The sequence below is a fragment of the Bacillota bacterium genome, assembly GCA_012839765.1.
In the GTDB taxonomy this organism is placed as follows: Bacteria; Bacillota; Limnochordia; order DUMW01; family DUMW01; genus DUMW01.
Window position 1 is genome coordinate 1 of record DUMW01000036.1, and the last position, 18,976, is coordinate 18,976.

General features: G+C 54.0%; 15 protein-coding genes, 1 tRNA gene, 1 rRNA gene and 1 pseudogene. 6 read left to right on the top strand and 12 right to left on the bottom strand.

What is annotated here, in order from left to right; genetic code table 11:
* Positions 1–125 (bottom strand): 16S ribosomal RNA (locus GXX57_03745); the annotation flags it as partial.
* A gap of 358 nt (positions 126–483) precedes the next feature.
* Between GXX57_03745 and GXX57_03750 the strand changes: the two genes are divergently transcribed.
* Positions 484–1,227, top strand: a complete 744-nt coding sequence (locus GXX57_03750) for a ZIP family metal transporter (protein ID HHV43769.1) — start codon at positions 484–486, stop codon at positions 1,225–1,227.
* Here the strand turns inward: GXX57_03750 and GXX57_03755 are convergent.
* From GXX57_03755 to GXX57_03765, 3 genes are all read right to left on the bottom strand, one after another.
* A complete protein-coding gene (locus GXX57_03755) occupies positions 1,129–2,427 on the bottom strand; it encodes a hypothetical protein (protein ID HHV43770.1) in 1,299 nt (432 codons plus the stop codon). The genes GXX57_03750 and GXX57_03755 overlap by 99 nt on opposite strands.
* Positions 2,411–4,678 (bottom strand): DEAD/DEAH box helicase, encoded by a 2,268-nt coding sequence (locus tag GXX57_03760; GenBank protein ID HHV43771.1) that lies wholly within the window; start codon positions 4,676–4,678, stop codon positions 2,411–2,413. The genes GXX57_03755 and GXX57_03760 overlap by 17 nt, the downstream gene beginning before the upstream one ends.
* 228 nt (positions 4,679–4,906) lie before the next feature.
* Entirely contained in the window at positions 4,907–5,764 is an 858-nt protein-coding gene (locus GXX57_03765) for a GNAT family N-acetyltransferase (protein HHV43772.1), read from the bottom strand.
* Positions 5,765–5,969: 205 nt separating this feature from the next.
* Between GXX57_03765 and GXX57_03770 the strand changes: the two genes are divergently transcribed.
* The gene (locus tag GXX57_03770; GenBank protein HHV43773.1) at positions 5,970–7,898 is read left to right on the top strand and encodes a penicillin-binding protein; all 1,929 of its coding nucleotides are present in this window, start codon (positions 5,970–5,972) and stop codon (positions 7,896–7,898) included.
* Here GXX57_03770 and GXX57_03775 read toward each other — a convergent pair.
* The 6 genes and pseudogenes from GXX57_03775 to GXX57_03800 form a co-directional block, all read right to left on the bottom strand.
* Entirely contained in the window at positions 7,846–8,553 is a 708-nt protein-coding gene (locus tag GXX57_03775) for a M23 family metallopeptidase (GenBank protein ID HHV43774.1), read from the bottom strand. The two genes, GXX57_03770 and GXX57_03775, sit on opposite strands and share 53 nt — an antisense overlap.
* Before the next feature lie 89 nt (positions 8,554–8,642).
* Positions 8,643–9,950, bottom strand: coding sequence for an alpha-galactosidase (gene melA / locus GXX57_03780; protein ID HHV43775.1), 1,308 nt, complete (start codon positions 9,948–9,950; stop codon positions 8,643–8,645).
* A 204-nt stretch (positions 9,951–10,154) separates the two neighbouring features.
* Positions 10,155–10,307: an AraC family transcriptional regulator gene (locus GXX57_03785; protein ID HHV43776.1), complete on the bottom strand. Its 153-nt coding sequence runs from the start codon at positions 10,305–10,307 to the stop codon at positions 10,155–10,157.
* Entirely contained in the window at positions 10,304–10,996 is a 693-nt protein-coding gene (locus GXX57_03790; GenBank protein ID HHV43777.1) for a cupin domain-containing protein, read from the bottom strand. The genes GXX57_03785 and GXX57_03790 overlap by 4 nt, the downstream gene beginning before the upstream one ends.
* Before the next feature lie 185 nt (positions 10,997–11,181).
* Positions 11,182–12,376, bottom strand: a pseudogene (locus tag GXX57_03795) (alpha-glucosidase/alpha-galactosidase).
* 209 nt (positions 12,377–12,585) lie between these two features.
* On the bottom strand, positions 12,586–13,746 hold the full coding sequence (locus GXX57_03800; GenBank protein HHV43778.1) for a Gfo/Idh/MocA family oxidoreductase: 1,161 nt from the start codon (positions 13,744–13,746) through the stop codon (positions 12,586–12,588).
* A gap of 99 nt (positions 13,747–13,845) precedes the next feature.
* Here GXX57_03800 and GXX57_03805 point away from each other — a divergent pair, with 99 nt between their 5' ends.
* From GXX57_03805 to GXX57_03820, 4 genes are all read left to right on the top strand, one after another.
* Positions 13,846–14,580 (top strand): DUF421 domain-containing protein, encoded by a 735-nt coding sequence (locus tag GXX57_03805; GenBank protein HHV43779.1) that lies wholly within the window; start codon positions 13,846–13,848, stop codon positions 14,578–14,580.
* A gap of 13 nt (positions 14,581–14,593) precedes the next feature.
* Entirely contained in the window at positions 14,594–14,962 is a 369-nt protein-coding gene (locus GXX57_03810) for a DUF4363 family protein (protein ID HHV43780.1), read from the top strand.
* A 113-nt stretch (positions 14,963–15,075) separates the two neighbouring features.
* Positions 15,076–15,777 carry a tRNA threonylcarbamoyladenosine dehydratase gene (locus GXX57_03815; protein ID HHV43781.1) on the top strand — a complete coding sequence of 234 codons (702 nt, stop codon included), beginning with the start codon at positions 15,076–15,078 and terminating at the stop codon, positions 15,775–15,777.
* Positions 15,778–15,840: 63 nt separating this feature from the next.
* Positions 15,841–17,859 (top strand): hypothetical protein, encoded by a 2,019-nt coding sequence (locus GXX57_03820; protein HHV43782.1) that lies wholly within the window; start codon positions 15,841–15,843, stop codon positions 17,857–17,859.
* Here the strand turns inward: GXX57_03820 and GXX57_03825 are convergent.
* Together GXX57_03825 and GXX57_03830 are read right to left on the bottom strand one after the other, a co-directional pair.
* Positions 17,856–18,224, bottom strand: coding sequence for a YueI family protein (locus GXX57_03825; protein HHV43783.1), 369 nt, complete (start codon positions 18,222–18,224; stop codon positions 17,856–17,858). The genes GXX57_03820 and GXX57_03825 overlap by 4 nt on opposite strands.
* Positions 18,225–18,471: 247 nt before the next feature.
* Positions 18,472–18,564: transfer RNA gene (locus GXX57_03830), tRNA-Ser, on the bottom strand.
* Between the last annotated feature and the right edge of the window lie 412 nt (positions 18,565–18,976).

Genomic DNA, 18,976 nt, shown 5'->3' on the forward strand with positions numbered 1-18,976 from the left:
ACCCGTCCGCCGCTAGGTTTACTTGCTTCCATCCGAAGACTTCCGCATGCAAACCCCGCTCGACTTGCATGTATTAGGCACGCCGCCAGCGTTCGTCCTGAGCCAGGATCAAACTCTCCGTTAAAACCTATCCTAAAGTGCCTTAGCACTTTAGCTCCAACTTCGAGTAAATCCTGCAAACTTAAATCTCAAGGCTTCTCGCTTTTCGTATACTGTTTAGTTGTCAAAGAACGTGTCGCCAGCGCCAACAGGCGCATCGGAGCGACGTTGTATAACTTATCATGTCCCGAGTGTTTGGGCAACCCTCTGAATTCGTGATTTCTAGATTGTTGTCTCCACCATCTGCGCTCAGATTCCGGTATGCTCCTTCATGCGCCTCGATCGATAGATAGAAACTTGTAGCAGTACAATTGTGGACAAGGACATGGTAGAATTAGTAAAGGCAAAGGAACGGACCGTAATATATAGGGTGGTGGATCATCAATGCATTCTCTATGGGAAGTTGTAGTCATTGCCACGTTGGCCGGGGTGCTGGGCACCGGAGGCGGCGGCCTTTTGATGGCTTTTGTGCCCCAAACATCGAAAAGGACCCTGGGCGCCTTCTTGGGCTTTTCCGGCGGTGTGATGCTGGCGGTATCCTTCCTGGACCTAATCCCCGAAGCCTTCGGGACAGGCCGAGTTGGCAGCGCCGTCATCGGTATCATCACCGGCATGGCGTTGATTCTCATTCTGGAACACATTCTCCCCCATGCCCACTATGACTCCGCCCACGAAGAACAAGCTGCCCATCTAAAGAGGGTAGGCATTCTCATCGGTATAGGAATTGCGATGCACAATATCCCGGAGGGCTTTGCTATTGGTGCAGGATTCAGTGCTGAGGTAGGCCTGGGTTGGGGACTGGCCTTGGTGATGGCCATCCATAACCTACCCGAGGGATTGGCCATGGCCACCATGCTCAAAGGTCCGAAGACTTCCGCCTCCACCTTAGTTTTGGCCACTAGTCTTGCGGGACTACCCATGGGAATAGGGGCCATCGGCGGCTACATTCTAGGGGATGTCTCCCCAGCGGGCTTGGCCTGGGCCCTGGGGTTGGCCGCGGGAGCCATGCTCTACATCACCTTTAGTGAGCTACTGCCCGACGCCTATACCTTCGGAGAAAGATCCCCCACCACCTGGGGACTCATCCTCGGCGTCCTCTTGGCCTTGGGCATGACCCTTTCTTTGTGAGCGAAGCTTGCGTTCCAGGCGGCGGAGCCGATGCTCCCATTGGGCCAAGGATGCTTTGTGTAGACTACGTCGGAGGGGATCCCGCATAATCCACTCCAGCGCCTCATGCACAACGCCAATGGCCTGCAGATAATCCTTGGCTTGATGCTCATAGTACTTGGCTAACTCTTCAAGGGCGTCCAGTTGCAGATAGCCACCGTTGTTGGCTAACTGACACCACAGTTGCACCGCCGCCGGCCACCGGCCCTCCCGCTTTCGGATCTTGGCCAAGGTCCGCATGGCCCAGGGCGCATGATATGAAGAAGGAGCCTCCCTGATCACCTGTTCATACAAAGCCGCCGCCCGGGACTCATCCCCTAAGTCCCGGTAGTGTTTGGCCACTCGCATTGTCATAGCCGGATCGTTCAACTGTTCCGGTTCAGTCAAGGTCTCCAGGATCAACCCCAGAAGAGTCACCATGGACAGGATATCCAACCGATTGTGCTTCAGCACCGGTACCAAGGGAACAGCATCTCCGGATTCTAGATAGCGGAAGTAATACTCAGGGATCAGATAACCGGGCACATCGTCTATCCTTCTTAATCCCAAGATGTTGGCCTCCAGGGAAGCAAGGCTGCAGCTGGCCAGGCAGCCCCGCCAAAGCCGGCGGGCCAGATGCAAAAGATCGATGTGCATCCTGGGGACAGGTGGCTGGGGAAGCCGCTGGCAAATCAGGCGGGTTTCCAACAAGGGAAGATCGAAGGCCTTGCCATTGAAAGAGACGAAAATATCCTTCTCTTCTAGAGCGGCACAGAGGGCCGAAAGCATGGCCAGCTCCTCAGTATAATCCGGGAGGAAATACTGACTGATCTTGAACCCCGCAGGGGTGAAGTAACCCAGGCCCATGAGGAAAATGTAGGTGCCACTACCCCGTCCCAGGCCCGTGGTTTCTGTATCGAAAAAGACCAAACGCTCAAGGTCCAGCTGATCAAAGGAAGAATCCAGGAAGCCTACACCATGGCCGTGGTACCCCAATAACACACCAAGCCGTCGGTTCCCATGGGCATAGTCCAAGGGGTAAACCGCTTCCTTCAATATATAGCTCCCCCAGGGAGTCCTCTGCACCTGGCCCCCAAGCTGGGCAGCAATCCCCGCCAGATCCAGTGCAGAACCGGTAGGGGAGAAGTGTTCACCTAGGCCAAGTTTATCGGCGAGATCCACCAGCCACAACCTCCGCTAACAATTTGACTGCCATCTCTTTATCTTCACAGCTGGGCCCCACACAGGAAGGACACCCGGAAGTACACTGGCACTGCTGCATCGCTCCCAGGGCGGAGGCCAGCAGTTCATCCATAATTGTATAAAGCTTCTCACTCAACCCCACCCCACCGGGATAGCGATCATACAGATAAATGGTGGGCTCTTGGGTAAAGGGAGAACGCACCTCGCAAAAGACCCGGACATCACTGGCATCGCAGGATAGATACAAGGGCACAAGCCCCGCCAACTGATAGGCAATGCCCACCAAGGCATCCTGCAGCTGTTCCTTGGTGAAACGCTCCTGGATTTCCTTCCCCAGGGAAAGCCAACAGGCGGCGGTGTGCATCTGCTCCTCGGGCAGACTGATCTGCCCCCAACCCAGGTTTTCGTGGGTGTGGAAGCGCACCTTCTTGAAGATGGTGGCCACCGCGGTCACCACCACTTCCCCTTGGAAAACCTTCGCCCCTTCGGAGGCGTGTTCTTGGAAAACATCGATCACTTTCACCGAAACCGACAGATCCGCATCGGTGTAATAATCCACATCCACCTGCTTCACATAGGCTTTCTTTTCTTTGAAGTCAAGCTTGTCCACATGGTACTGTCGTCCCCCGTGGATATAGATTGCCTCGTCATGGACCGTGGTAAAGGCGCTGAAATAATCGATCTCTCCAATTACCTGGGGAGCGCCGGTCTTGGTGACATCGATGATCACCACGTTATCGGTGGCAGCACTGCGCAGGCTAACCTGGTTGGCGGGAAAATGATCACTGGACCAGTAGTAACGTCCCCCGGTCCGCCGTAACATCCCCTGCCTAGCCAACAGATCCAGGATCTCCAAACTCACCGGGGGCCCAAAGGTCTCATCCTCCAAAAAGGGCAGTTCGAAGGCGGCGCACTTCAAATGGGCCGCGAGGATCACCAGGTTGTCCGGATTAATGAAGGCCTGTTCCGGAGCACTGTCGAAGAAATAGTCGGGATGGTGCACGATATACTGATCCAAGGGACTACTACTGGCCACTAGGAATGTCGCTGAAGTATTGGTTCGGCGACCAGCTCGGCCGGACCGCTGCCAGGTGCTGGCCACAGAACCCGGGTAACCGCAGAGAACACAGACCTCCAGCTGACCGATGTCGATCCCTAGCTCCAGGGCATTGGTGGAGACAACAACCCCCACCTTCCCCTCCCGCAGTTCCCGCTCAATAGCCCGACGCTCCGTGGGCAGATAGCCGCCCCGGTACCCCTGGACCAAATCGGGGGAATAGAGGTTCCGCATGGCCCGCTCCCGGATATAGGTCACCAGGATTTCCGTGTTCAAACGACTGCGGGCAAAGACAATGGTCTGCACCTGACGGCGCAACAATTCCTCCACCAAGTCCGCAGTCTCCAGCAGACTGCTTTTCCGTATTCCCAGTTCTTGGTTCACCACCGGGGGGTTGTACATGGCAAAGTACTTCTCCCCCGCGGGAGCACCGTTATCGTCGATGAGATCCACCGCTTGGCCGATGAGACTTGCAGCCAGTTGATCAGGGTTTCCTATGGTGGCAGAGGTGCAGATGTATTGGGGCTTGGAGCCGTAGAACCGACAGATCCGCTCAAGCCTCCGCAGGACATTGGCGAAGTGGGAACCAAACACACCGCGGTAAATATGCAACTCGTCGATGACTACATACTTCAGGTTCTCAAATAATTTCACCCACTTGGTGTGATGAGGTAGGATCCCCACATGAAGCATGTCGGGATTGGTCACCACGATGTGCCCCGCCACCCGAATTTTCCGCCGGGCATCCGCCGGGGTATCCCCATCGTAGGTGAAGGTCCTGATGGGCACCTCTAGCTCCGTTACCAATTCATGGAGCTCATTTACCTGATCCTGGGCCAAAGCCTTGGTGGGAAAGATGTACAAAGCCCGGAGACTATCATCCTTAAGAATCCCGTCCAGAACCGGCAGGTTATAGCAGAGGGTCTTGCCGGAAGCAGTGGGTGTAACCACCACAAGGTTTCTTCCCGCCAACACCCGCTCGTAAGCAGCACACTGATGAGTGTACAGCGCATCGATTCCCCGGGCCTGCAGCACCGCCTTCAGCCGCTCATCCAGCTCCTTCGGCCAGGGCCCAAAGCGCGCCTCCCTGGGAGGAATCCGTTTCCAACAGGTGAACCGCTCCCCTAACCCCGGGGTTGTTTGCATCTTTGCGATTAACTCAGCCAGATCCATACTTACAGCCTACCTTTGCAACAATGAAGGGATCATGTTTCAGTTCGGCACCAGAACCTATGTTTCCTTCTTTACGGACCACCCCTAGTATAATCACCGGTCTAATTCAGGAAGAGCATGGCCCTTAATATCCAAATCGGCAAGGCGCCGGGCAAAGGAATCAACGGAGCTTGGAAAAGACCTCCTCGGAACAGGATGTCTCCGTGCTTGGAAAAAACCCACTCCCGCTCAGTCATATTTGAAAGTGTATTCATGGAACTGGCAAACGGGCCGAAACCCAATCTTTTGATAAACCCGATTGGAAATGGGATTGGCCGCGTCCGCAAAAAGGCAGCACAACTGGTAGCCTGAAGCAAGAAGCTCCCTGCACAACGCTGCGACACAACTGGTGGCATAACCCCTCCCCCGCAACTCCCGTGGGGTGTAAACCAAGTTGATACTCACCCCCCGCCGGGTAGGACGGACCTTTGCCGCCATGGACACCACCTGGCCATCGTGTTCCCACAGGAAGAACGCTCCGTTGGCCAGAAACCGCCGGGCAAGTTGTGCGCAGGCTTCCTGGTCCGGTGAAGCTTCCACGCCCGCATCCTGCTGAAATTCCCTGATGGCCTGGGTGAGAAAATCCAAGTCCGCCTGCTGAGCGGGCCGCAACCGCCCCTCCCCGATTACCTGCGGGTTTACGTCTCTAAGCTCATAGACCCATGTGGCCATGTCTAGTTTCGCCGTGCAACCTCTCCTTTCGGTCCACAGGGCCGCAAGGTCCTTGGCCAACTCCTGCGGACCCAGGACCCCGGGAAGAAACCTCTCTTGTTCCAGGAGCCCCTGGACCAGGTATTCCCACGCCGCCGACGGGACGGCGCTCCGGCCGGCGAGGATGAGTTTTTCCGGGGGTGTCCTCAGCCCCGCCAAGACCAGGCCTTTAGAATCCCTGAGGGTACCCAGCCTTACCTCCAGGCATAGTTCAGGAGCCTGGAGGAGTCGGAGAGCAACCCCGAGCATTAAGCTGTTTCTTGCTTCCTGTTGTTCCAAGAAAGACTGTGTCTCCGCCAGAAAGCTTTGGATATGGTCATGCCAAATCAATTGCACAGAACCCATCTCCTCCGGATTTGCTAATTGTCCACTACTTCCCTGCGGATTCGCCAAATCCTTCAATAGAAATGGTCATACTCGATAGGTCTTTGTCCATAGTGGCAGGCCAACAATTACTACCGGCCCTTGCTTTTGCCAGGCCTACTGAAATCACCCAACCTTGCGGAAAGTATAAGCCTATTTTGAACCACCTATACTAACCTTGAAAAAAGATGAGGTGATCGCGATGGCTGAAAACCGACGCAGATATGCCCTAGCGGCTTTGGTAGTTCTTTTGTTACTGCTTAGTATCCCCACCGTCATTTATATGAAAGATCTGTCTATCCTGGAGCAGATCCAGCAGGGAACCACAGGGAAGGGAGTGCGGGTTTACGACAGCAAGGGACAATTAATCGCCCAAACGGGAGAGGCCAGCACTCCGATTTCCTTGGAAAAAATACCGGAACATACAAAACAGGCCTTTGAGGCCACCCTTTCCCTAGATGGCGACACCCTGATCGAGCAGATTACCAGGGAGTTCCTCCTGGATTCCCAGGATCCGGTGGCCCAGGCCTTGGAAAACGCCATTGGGAACATGGCGGTGCGCAACCAGCTATCGGAGGAACAAAGGCTAGGGTTACTGATGAATTATGGCGACTTCGGTGAGGACATCCGGGGCATTGTGAATGCTTCCTTAACCTATTTCGATCTTCCTCCGACGCAGCTAGATCTTCCCCAAAGTGCCACCCTGGCTGCGATCGTCGGCGATCCCGCGGAGTTCTCGCCCTATGCCAATCCGGAAAAGACCACCAATCGGCGCAATCAGATCCTCGACCAAATGAACAAACTGGGCCACATCAGCACGGCTAAGGCTAAGGAAGCAAAGGAAGCACCGCTGGGAGTAGTACCGAAAAACAGCAGTACCAGCAAGCAATTGGCGGACCGGGTCGCGGCAGAACTGCAATCCCACACGGAAATTCCCCCAAGCGGCGTAGACATTATCACCGGGATCGATCCGAAGCTACAAAACGCGGCCCGGGAGATCTGGCCGGAAGGCCTGGAGGGAACCTTGCTGGTAGTTGATGTGGAGTCAGGACTGATCCGTGCCTATCTTTCGGAGGGAGTCTCCGAAAATGCCCTGGAAAAGATCCAGCCGGGCTCGGCCTTCGATCCCATTTTCTACGCCGCCGGCATCGTTCAGGGCTTTCGGCTGAACACCTTGGTCCCCTTTGCACCGAGCCCCACGGGGAGTATTACCTTGAAGCATTCCCTGGTCCAAAACCCGCCGGGACTAACCCAATGGTTCGTGGATCAGCTGAACGCCGAGCAATTTGAGAAATTTGCAGCGGATCTAAGGCTTACCAAGGTAGACAGCAAGGCCGCCCAAGAACTTTCCACCGGCCAGAGGAGCATGCCCTTCTGGGAATTGGTCCGGGCCTACCTACCCTTCGCCAACAAAGGCAACCTCCCGGAAGTTACCATGGTGAAGGAAGCGAAGGAACAAGACACCAACACAACCCTTTATCGGTATGAGGTACCCAAGCGGCAGGTAATGTCCCCGGAGGACGCCTATCTGGTGACGGATCTGCTCACCGCGGAGTTTACTAAAGGCGCCGCGGCCGATTATTCCGGGATAGCCGCCGGAAAGGTCAGCAACGACGACCGGATGTTCATCGGATACACCCCGGAACTGTTGGTAGCCGTATATCTGGCCAAAGCACCCCAGACCCCCGATGATCCTTCGGCAAGTATAATCTGGCAACGGTACATGGAAGAGGTAACCGAAGATGACCCAGCCTCCTTCGACAAGCCTACAGACATCGTAGAGGGAGTGGAAGTAGATATCTACACCGGACACCGGGCCACGGTCAACTGTCCAAGCCGGGAAGCCAGTGCCTTTAAGGAGGGGACCCAACCCACTGCCGATTGTTACCTCCATCCCCTCCAAGCACCCCAGGCCCGGGTAACACCGCCGCCACCGAGGCCAACAACGCCGGAACAGCCCACCACACCTCCAGCGGAGGAGCCACCGGCAGAAGAACCACCGGAAGAAGAGCCCCAGGTACCGGAGGAACCCACAATGCCTAACAATGGTCGGATCAATAATACCCAGGAAGAACAGAATGGGCAGGTGGACGATGGGCCGCAATGAACTCCGAGGGATTGATCCAGTAGTTTAGGACTTCATCCAGCCCCCAAGCCTGGCCCCCGGTCTTCGGCCAAGCGTTGGGGGCCAGTTTTTCTGTTCTCAATTCAAAGTGCAGATGGGGAGCAAAGCGGCCCCGGGGGCCGGCACCGATGGTGCCGATTCGCTGCCGTCGGTAGACGATCTCGCCCTCCTCCACATGACGTTCATTGAGATGGGCATACTGGGAGTAGAGCTGGCTGCCGTCGGGTAACACATGTTCAATGTGTACAATGTGCCCCATGGCACTGTTCCAGACCGAATCGATCACCCGTCCATGGGCCACGGCGTAGACCGGCAGACCAAAATCATTCCCTTCGATGGTGTTCCAATCCTCGCCCGGATGCCAGCTGTTGCTGTGGTAACTCCACTCCAAGAAGGCATATCCACTGATAATCCAGCCTTCCCCATCCCGGTTGCCCACGGGGAAATCAAAGCCGTCGGCCACAGGCACGACGAGACCATCGGGACCGACGATATATCCCTCCCCGTGGAAATCTGCGGTGTACTCCACCAGCAGAACACAGGTGACAACAATAGAAAGGAGAATGACCCACAGGCGCACGCGCTCACCCCACATGGTAACCTTGTAGGATCCTATGAGGGCAAATGGGGTTTTCATGCTTATATAGAAAAGAGTTTATCACAGGGAAAAGACCGGCAATAGACACTTCCGGGATGAGCAGATCATCCCGGAAGTGAGGATCTGAATTATTTGAACTGAGGCAGGTATTTGCTCTGGGCCGCAAAAAGTTCGTCCACCATGTCCTGGATCTCCTGGAGGGACAATACTGCAGCGGTAAGGGGATCGTGGGCGATGGCTTGAAAGACCAGTCGCTTGTTTCCGGTTAAGGCCGCTTCCACCGTCATGTCGGCCATGGCCACATGGATCTGGTTGAGGATCGCCAGCTGCGGCGGCAAATCTCCCACCACCATCGGGGAGATCCCGTGCTTGTCCGCATAGCAGGGCACCTCTACGCAGCTGCCCTTAGGCAAATTGGTGATGTATCCCTTGTTTTCCACATTGCCGTTGAAACGGAAGGGTTCATCAGTCTCCATCGCGTTGATAATATAGGAACCATATTCACTGCTCCGCTGAAATCTGATCTTAGTTTCACCGGAGGCGATCCTTTCTAAGTCCTTAGCAAAATCCTCCCGGTCCTGGCCGTAAAGTTGGAGGATAAATCCGGTGCCACCGTTCCACCCTCCCCCGGGGGTGTACTTCTCCAAAAGGTCCGGCCGCTTCCGGAACCAGGGGTTGTATTCGGAGTTATGACCGCTGGACTCGGTGACAAAGTAATCCAGGTGCTTGAACATCTCCAGGCGGGTGGTTTCGCTCTTGTAGATCTCCTCATCGTTGAGTAATTCCCTTAGGGCCGGATAAATGCTCTGTCCCTTGTGCTCCGCCTTCAAGAACCAGGCCTGGTGGTTGATACCGGCCACAAGGTAATCGAATTCCTCATAGGGGATATTAAGCCAATGGGCTAGCAGGGCTGCAGTGCTCTGTACACTGTGGCAAAGTCCCACATTTTTCACCGAGGTGGCCTTGTTCATGGCGGTACACAAAATGCTCATGGGGTTGGTGTAGTTGAGTACCGTCGCCTTGGGCGCATACTTCTCCACATCCCTGCAAATATCCAGGATCATGGGGATGGTCCTCAGCCCCCGGAAGATGCCGCCGGGTCCAGTGGTGTCCCCAATACACTGATCTACCCCGTACTTCAAGGGGATCTCAATCTCTGGCCGGATGGCATCGATACCATGGGCCAGGATCATGATGATCACATAGTCGGCTCCTTCGATGGCCTGTCTACGATCCGTAGTCACTTCGTACTTGGCCGGAAAACCACCTTCTTCAATGATCCGTTTCGCGATTCGGTCCACGAAACCCAGGCGAAACTCATCAATGTCCATCAGAGAGAACATCGTGTCCTGCAGTGCGGGAAATGTGAGAATGTCGATCATCAAGCGTCGAGAAAACCCCAGACTGCCTGCTCCTATAAAGGCTATTTTCCTCAAGAACCATGCCCACCTTTCCGTTGTGATTTAGTTCACTTACAATATACCAACTGTCTGTTAATTTGCTTGTGTTTTTGTGGTTTTCTAAGTAAGACATGTGTCTATTTGTGACCTGACTTTCATTGGTCACCCCCAGCCCTACAAAAACCTAGCAACCTCTTTGGTGGGCACATTTCGTTGGCATCGTACTTCTTTTTTAGCGTATTAGGGATCGCCGAGCCACAGCCCCTTTACCTCGTACTGTTTCCGGTACACACTGAGGGCCACCCCCACGTACCGGGAAAAGAGTTTGGAAAAATGCTGTTGATTCTTGAATCCCACGTCATAGCAGATGTCATCGAGCCGCAGGCACGTCAAGTATTCATTGGGCGTCTGGTTGGTGACTTCCTTGAAGAACCGGCTGAAATAGCTGCGGTCCGTTGCAAATGGTCGCTGATGTCCGAAACGGTCAAATCCCAGCTATAGCGGCTACGCATGAACTCAATGGCTCGGCGCACATGTAAATTGGGGGCATCGGTGTTGGGTAAAGGCTGTCCGATGGTGGCCGCCAGTTCAGCGAAGACCCGCCAGAAGGCCAAGTCGCTTAACAGGGGATCCCTTCCCCGGTCCATGATCTCAATGAGATCGATCAAAGTCCGGCCCACACCACCGGTATCCCGTCCCTTTACCCAAGGACGGCCATGGACAAAGGGCCACCGATTGTTACCTAGTCTCCGAGCCACGGCTAGGGTGGTCACCACTCCCGTCGGATCGTAGCGGAAGAAGAACTCACAGTTAAGGATCCGACATTCCCTCTCCACCGGAAGTTTACCGTGGGGTACCCCGCCGTTGATCACCACAAACTCCGAAGCCCGGAGACTTACCAGTCGTTCCCCCAACTCCAGGGTTACTTCTCCTGCTTCCACATACATGATCTCCGCCTGACCATGGCTGTGGGCCACCAGGGAATAACCGGGAGCAAAGTTGCGGCGGTAATAGTACACGATTTGTTTGCTGCAGGGACAGGACCACAGGGATTTGGTATATAGATCACAGGCATGACCCATCGGAACCAAGCTCCTTCAGTCATCAATGCAAAGGATAGATAACTTTTTCAACAAGCGTTGTGAATCTTCCTGGAAGATCGGGTGGAAGTATATTGGAAAGGAAGGGGAAAAGGCCTGCAATCCGGGTAATTGAAACCAACCAAGCCCGCTTCCGGGATGAGGGAACATCCCGGAAGCGGAAATCCTTACTTGAATTGAGGCAGATACTTGCTCTGCGCCGCAAAAAGCTCGTCCACCATGTCCTGAATCTCTTGGAGGGACAGCACTGCGGCGGTGAGGGGATCGTGGGCAATAGCCTGGAAGACCAGTCGTTTGTTTCCGGTCAAGGCTGCCTCCACGGTCATGTCCGCCATGGCCACATGGATCCTATTGAGGATCGCCAGTTGCGGGGGCAAGTCTCCCACCACCATGGGGGAGATACCGTGCTTATCCGCGTAACATGGCACCTCTACACAACTGCCGTTGGGTAGATTGGTGATATACCCCTTGTTCTCCACGTTACCATTGAAACGGAAGGGGTCATCGGTCTCCATCGCGTTGATGATATAGGAACCGTATTCGTTGCTCCGGACAAAGGTCAGCCCGTCCTCACCGGAGGCCATTTTCTCCAGCTCCGCTTCCAGCTCTTCCCGGCTCTTACCATATAGTTCCAATATGAACCCCGTTCCTCCGTTCCAACCACCACCGGGGGTGTATTTGTTCAACAGATCGGGGCGCTTCCGGAACCAGGGATTATACTCTGAGTTGTGGCCACTGTTCTCGGTAACGAAGTAGTCCAGATGCTTAAACATCTCCAGCCTAGTGGTTTCGCTTTTGTAAACCTCCTCATTATTCTCAATCAGCTCCCTTAAGGCTGGATAGTTTCAAATACCAGGCTTGATGGTTAATCCCCGCCACGAGGTAATCGAATTCCTCAAAGGTGATGTTTAGCCAGCGGGCCAACTTCGCTGCTCCCCCCTGGACACTATGACAAAGTCCCACATTTTTCACCGAGGTGGCCTTATTCATCGCTGAACACAGGATACTCATGGGATTGGTGTAATTCAGGACCCAAGCATCGGGGGCATACTTCTCCACATCCCGGCAAATATCCAGGATCATGGGAATGGTCCTAAGCCCCCGAAAGATCCCCCCAGGGCCAGTGGTATCCCCGATACACTGATCCACTCCGTACTTCAAGGGGATCTCGATCTCCGGCCGGAAAGCCTCGACCCCGTGGGCCAGGATCGTGATGATAACATAATCGGCGTCTTCAATGGCCCTTTTCCGATCTGTGGTAACTTCGTACTTGGCTGGAAGCCCGTGCTCAGAAATGATTCGTTTCGCGAACCTTTCCACGTATCCTAGACGCCACTCGTCGATATCCATAAGGGAAAACATGGTGTCCTGCAAGGCTGGAAAGGTTAAGATATCGCGCACCAATGTCTAATCAATATGTAACACAGAAACTTCATGATGCCAAGACTTTTCATTGTATGTATCACAATGATTTATCCGCTCCTTAGACCAAGATTATCGGCTTAAATTATCCCAAGACATTTTCATGAAAATCCATCGCCACAAAACCCTTCCCCGGGCACCCGGGAAGACTAGACTTGCTCCCATCGGCCTGAGTTAGCCGAGCGATCAGCGGCAGCCAGGACCCGCTGCACATGATAGGCTTCTGCAACGCTGGGGCTCGGTTCCCTACCAGAGACGATGCTTTCCAGAAAGGCATACTGGGCTGCAATGTGATAACGCATCCAACCAATCTCATGTTTAGGCCCAGGGAAATCTCCGTGTTCATAGCGGTTTACACATTCAATCCTCGTATAACCCCGAAAACCTCCATAGGGCCTATCCGACAAGGTGGCATCATAGAAATGGAGCCAATTGGGTTCCATCACATTAAAGCGGAGGGCCCCTCTACTGCCATGAATCTGGAAGGATAAATCGTTATTGGATCCGGTCGCAAAACGCGAAGCCTCGATAATCCCCCGCCCACCGGTGGCCAAGATCGCCTCAAGCATGGTGTAATCGTCCACCGTAACCGGCTCTAAAGTGGCAGAACCGACAGCAATGGGCCTTTCGGGAACAAAGGTGTGACTTGAGGCCCGCACGTGGGTAAAGTCTCCCAATAGATAGGTCATGAGGTCCACCAAATGGGAACCCAGATCGAAAAGGGCCCCGCCTCCAGCCAGCTCCCGCCGCAACCGCCAACTCATTGGCCGGTTTTTATCGATGTAACCCGCGTGGAGATAGGCCCCATGGAAATGATAGATTTCGCCCAGGAACCCTTGCTCCACCAGCTGCTTAGCCCGCAGCACCGCGGGAATGTACCTGTACTGAAATCCCACCTGCACCTTGCCCGGGCTCATCTGGGCCACTGCCAACACCTCTTGGGCCTCCTGGGCATCCAAGGCTAAGGGTTTGTCCACATAGACATGTTTGCCTGCCCGTAGGGCTGCAATGACCATCTCCCTATGGAGATAGTTGGGGGTGCAGATATCAATCACATCGATATCCTCCCGGGCCAAAAGCTCGTTGAAATCGGTGGTAGCAACCTTGAAGGCATAGACCCGCCGGGCCTGTTCCACACTGGCTTCACTGCCACTACAAATCCCCACTACCACCGGTTCCACTGTTCGGTGGGGATAATACACTGGTATGTCAAGATAGGCCGCCAGATGAACCCGACCAATAAAACCATAGCCAACAATGCCGATCCCTAGTCTTGTCACCAGAAAAGCCCCCTCGCAGGTAATACTCACCGTAGGATTCGACGCCTCCCCCGGACAACTCCTGCCCAAACCCGATTTTGGCAGTATCATTCCCCCAGATCGGGTCAGGCTATTTAAGGGTGATCAGTTGTGTCTATCAATCTGGTGGTATTTGTTCGCTCGCTATTTGCCTTTCTTATCCTGTTCATCTATACACGGCTCCTGGGCAAGCATCAAATCGCGGAGCTTACCTTTTTCGATTATGTCAACGGTATCACCATCGGCTCCATCGCGGCCGCCATGTCCACGGACCTGACTAGTATCGCCATGCACCATTGGGTGGGACTCACCACCTGGGCCGGTCTGGTGTTACTTATGCAGGTCATCACCCTGCGCAACCGGCGTTTGGCCAAGCTGATCCAAGGAGAACCGGTGGTAGTGATCCATAACGGGAAAATCCTGGAACGGAATCTGGAAAAGGCCCGCTATCCCATCGACACGTTGCTTGGTTCCCTACGGGCCAAGGACATTTTCAACATCATGGATGTGGAGTTTGCCATCCTAGAACCTAGCGGAGACCTTAGCGTCCAGTTGAAGTCCCAAAAACGACCCGTCACTCCTCAAGACTTAAGTCTAGACACAGCCTACGAAGGCGTCAGTGTGGAGCTGATTGTAAACGGCGTTGTCTTAGAACAGAACCTAGCCCAGTTACAACTGGACGTGCCATGGCTGAAAAGTCAGCTGAAACAACAGGGCATTACAGACATTACCGATGTATTCTACGCGGCGATCGACTCCCAAGGCAATCTGTACATTGACACCGTTCGAGATCGCTTGCAGATTCCCGGGATCATCAACCCGAGCGATTATCCCGGGCCCAATTAAGGGGGGCTATGCCATGATTCAACGTATTCTCATCTATTCCGGTGTGGTACTGCTGCTCCTTGTGATGCTAGTGGTGATGAACCTGAAGTTCCTAATCGATGGTCCCCTCGGTTCCAATCTGAAGTTTCCCGCCCTGCTGGAAACCCTAGAGGAGCAGATCGAGGAAGAACAATGGGATCAGGCGAAAGAAACCCAGAGCGTAATCCAGAACCTATGGCGCCGCTATGCCGTACAAGTGGGTGTCAGCCTGCAAACATCTGAGGTCACCGCCTTTGAGGAACAGTTAATCCGTCTAGAAACCGCATTGGAATTTCAAGACAAACCTAAGGCCATGGAAGAAACAAGGCTGATGATGTACACCTGGAGAACCTTGGGCCAGTGAAACCTCTCCTCTCCCCCGCAACCCATATCCTCAACATTTAGCGAGATTATGCTATACTCTTGCTAGAAGTCAAACCTGGCCGGTGCACCAGGTAGATACAACAGGAGGCTGCCATGGAGCATCAATTCAGTCGTACAGAATTGTTGATTGGCAAAGCAGGAGTCGAAAAGCTGGCCCAAAGCAAGGTAGCCATCTTTGGACTTGGCGGCGTGGGCTCCTTCTGCTGTGAAGCTTTGGCTCGCAGTGGCATTGGCCACTTGGTGCTCGTGGACCCGGACTCCGTCAGCCCCAGCAACTTGAACCGGCAACTGCCAGCCCTGCACAGCACCCTGGGTCAATTGAAGACCGAGGTTTTGGCCCGCCGCATTCACGACATCAATCCGGCGTGTAAGGTGACAACCTATTCCTTTGCCTATACCCCCGAAACCAGGGATCAGCTGATCCAGAACTATGATTACGTGGCAGATGCCATCGATTCAATCGCAGATAAGGTCGATCTAATCAAGACCTGTGTGGAACGGAACATCCCCATCATCTCGGCCATGGGTGCTGGACGAAAGCTTGATCCCACCGCCTTCCGGGTGGCCGATCTGCAAGACACCGATACATGTCCCCTGGCCCGGGCGGTTCGGCAGAGACTGCGCAAATTCAACATCCAGTCAGGCGTTAAGGTAGTCTTTTCCCGGGAAAAGCCCCTGCCCCAGGGGGAAAGCCGTGTCCCCGGCAGTATCTCCTTTGTACCACCAGTGGTGGGCATGATCCTGGCCAGTGTGATTATCAAGGACATTTTGGGAATAGCCCAAGACAAGGGGTAAGCCATGGATAGGCAGTTAGCTTCAGTCATTGCGGAAAGGGTCTGGCATCCCTTCGTTTTGGGCATGCTAAAAGCAGGTAGCGATCCCGCAGAGCCACCCATCAGGCAATCCCTGTATCTTTTGCTGCAGGCTTGTTTCATCGTCACCGTCGAGGCCAAAGGCTACTTGCCTTCCCACCTCATAGGCCCACAAGGACCAATGAAGGATCCGGAGTTTCGACAGTATTATCGCGAGGTTCTAAGGCAGGCAGAGCTTCCTTTGGAGACACCGCCGATCCCCCCGGTAGCAGAGGAATACTTCGCCGAAGGATTCAGCCAGCTCCTTGGACTCCGAGATACCCTGGCGGATCTGCCATTGCTGTGGTTGGCAGAACTTTACGCCCATCTTAAGGATTATTCCCTAGACCAAAACAAGCACTGGGCCCTCCAAAAGCCCCGACGGGGAGCTTACTATACCCCCATACATATCACCCGGTTTCTGGCGGAACAAACCCTAGGACCGCTAATCGCAGAACGACAGACCGGTGGAGTGCTGGATACCATCCGGGTCCTCGATCCTAGCATGGGCTGTGGCCACTTTATCTTTACGGCGCTGGACTTCCTCTTGGAGACCTTGACCCCCTACTACCAACAAAAGGAAGACCTGTTAAACCGCATTTACACCGCACGTTTCCAAAGGCAACCTCCGGAGGAAACCCGCCAACGGCTACTGCATCTTCTCGCCAGTGATTCTCTTTACGGCATAGACCTGGATGACCTGGCCGTCTATGTATGTAAGCTAATCCTCGTACTATATGCAAAGCTGCAGCCCGTTCCCCCCTCTTTTGCCCAGGGTTTACGGGTGGGTAATGCTCTGTGGGGAGCTTGGTCCGATGAAGTAGGACTGGAGGGAGCGAAGTTAAACAATATCCCAAGCCTGAGGGAAGAATATGGTTCCCTCTTTGATCAATATCTACGGCAACTGTCCCCGTCCCCCGCCGTCCCCTTCCATTGGGAATTGGAGTTTCCAGAGGTCTTCCTGGGCGAAAAGAAGGGCTTTGACGTGATTTTAGCCAACCCCCCCTATCTGCATGTGAAACGTTCTATGGATCCACAGACTAAGAAGGCCCTGGCCCAACGCTTCACCTTAGCCCGGGGCCAGTGGGATCAGGGGGCACTGTTTATTGAACAAAGCCTAAAGCGGCTCATCAATAGGCAGGGGTATATCGGGATGATCTTGCCCAAACCCTTTTTCACAGCCCAGAACTTCGAGGCCCTCAGACGGATGATCCTAGAGCATAGTCATATTCAAAGCTTTGGCCCCTGCGGAGTATGTTTCGCCCAGCCCAGTGTAGAGGCCAATATCCTTGTGTTGACGGGGAAGCCCACCCCCAGGGTCACCATCACGGAATTATGCGGGAAACAGTTTAGGAAGACTAAAACAATACCTGCTGAAATATTTCCCCGGCTCCCGTTTTGTACTTTCAGCTACTTGATAGAACCCCATCATTTTGGAGAAATCGTGTCCAACCTCCAGCAGGGCAATTACGTTTTCTTGGACAGACTGGTCACTTGGAAGCGGGGAGTAGAATTGGGTAAGGGAGGCACCACAACCAGTGGGGTTCCTTGTATTACAGGAGAAGATTTGACCAGCTTTCGGGCCGTGCCCCGTGCTTTCATCCAACCTACCGATGACCTAACAGTGTACAAAGAACCCAGCTTGTACAAAAGACCGGAAAAGCTCCTGCTACGCAGGGTGGCCCAGCGGCCCATCGCCGCGGTGGACACCACCGGCGCCTACGTGCTGAATACCATCTACGTCGGCACCACCGTGCCAGGTGTAAGTCCCCATGCCCTATGTGCAGTACTGAACAGCGACTTCTTCGCCGGACTCTTTGAGCAGCTTTTTAACCTCGATGACAAACTTTTTCCCTATCTGCGGATCTCCCAACTGGACAGGGTACCCATTCCCCCTGCCCTAGGGTCCTGTCCACGCCTTGCGGAAATCTCCCGCAGACTCCATACGATGCTGCCAAAAGAGGAAGAAGCAGAACTTCTCCGCGAAATAGAAGCCATCGTGCGGGAAGCTTACCAGGTGGGTTAATCCTTCCTCCGCACCACCAAGGCAAAGGGACTATCTGCATTATGGTCGGTGACCATAGTAAAGGGGAGATTGCGCTCTTGAGCCAGGCGGATATAGGGCATTACCAGAGACAAAGGCACCTTTCCATTGACCAGAAGTCTTCCCGCTGCTTCGTGCTTGATCTGACCTTCGATCTCGTCCCTATTCTTCAACTGTTCCTGGGTATAGGCGTGGAGAACGTCTTCGGGGAAGACTCCAAGGTACCTTTGCCTTTCTTCCTTGCGGATCTCCACCGGACCACTCACCGCCGTGCTGATAGTTCTACTCAGTTCATCCTTCTTAAAAAAGGTGCGGGCACGCTCAGTTATCTTTTCCCTTTTTGGCACAAGGCCACCTCCTCACGGATATAGCATGGGCATGTGGACTCAATAAACTAGGATAGGTTTAACCATGATCCCTTGCGCTTGCTCCCTTAGTCTATTATACCAACTGTTCTTCCTTCTCGGGGAAAAAGTACCCTTGTTAGAATACAACAACCACTGGGTGGGATGGGGGATTAGCAGATTAGCAAAATCTGGAGGTTTGAGGAAGAATGGCAGCTATTCACTTTGATACTCGTTGTGGGCATAAAAATGGCGGAAGGGGAGGGATTCGAACCCTCGGTAGGGTTTTACCCCTACAACGCATTAGCAGTGCGCCCCGTTCGACCTACTCCGGCACCCTTCCGCAAGACCATGTATAGTGCTGTGAACATGTCATAGTCTATCACAGGCAGACTGTGGTGTCAACCCAATCAACATTTCTGGTCCCCTGCCCCAGCCGTCTACCGAAACAGGCTCCTTGAGCTTCCACAGTTGAAGCAGTAGAGCATCTTGTCGCCGCGCAAGACGAAAGGCAAAATAGCACCCTCTGACTTGCCCACATGTGCCGTTACGACATGCCGGTAAAAAGACCGTGCAAAACGCCTCCTGTCCCATCGACAGGCGTAGGCCCCACCTTCACAGTGCAAAGGGACGTAGTCCATAGCCACCTTAAGCAAAGGAAAAGACGGGGGGCAAAGCAAAAATCACCAAGGCAAACCAGATAAAGTAGGCGGGCAGACAGTACACCTGCCAGATTAGCATCTTTTGCCGACTGG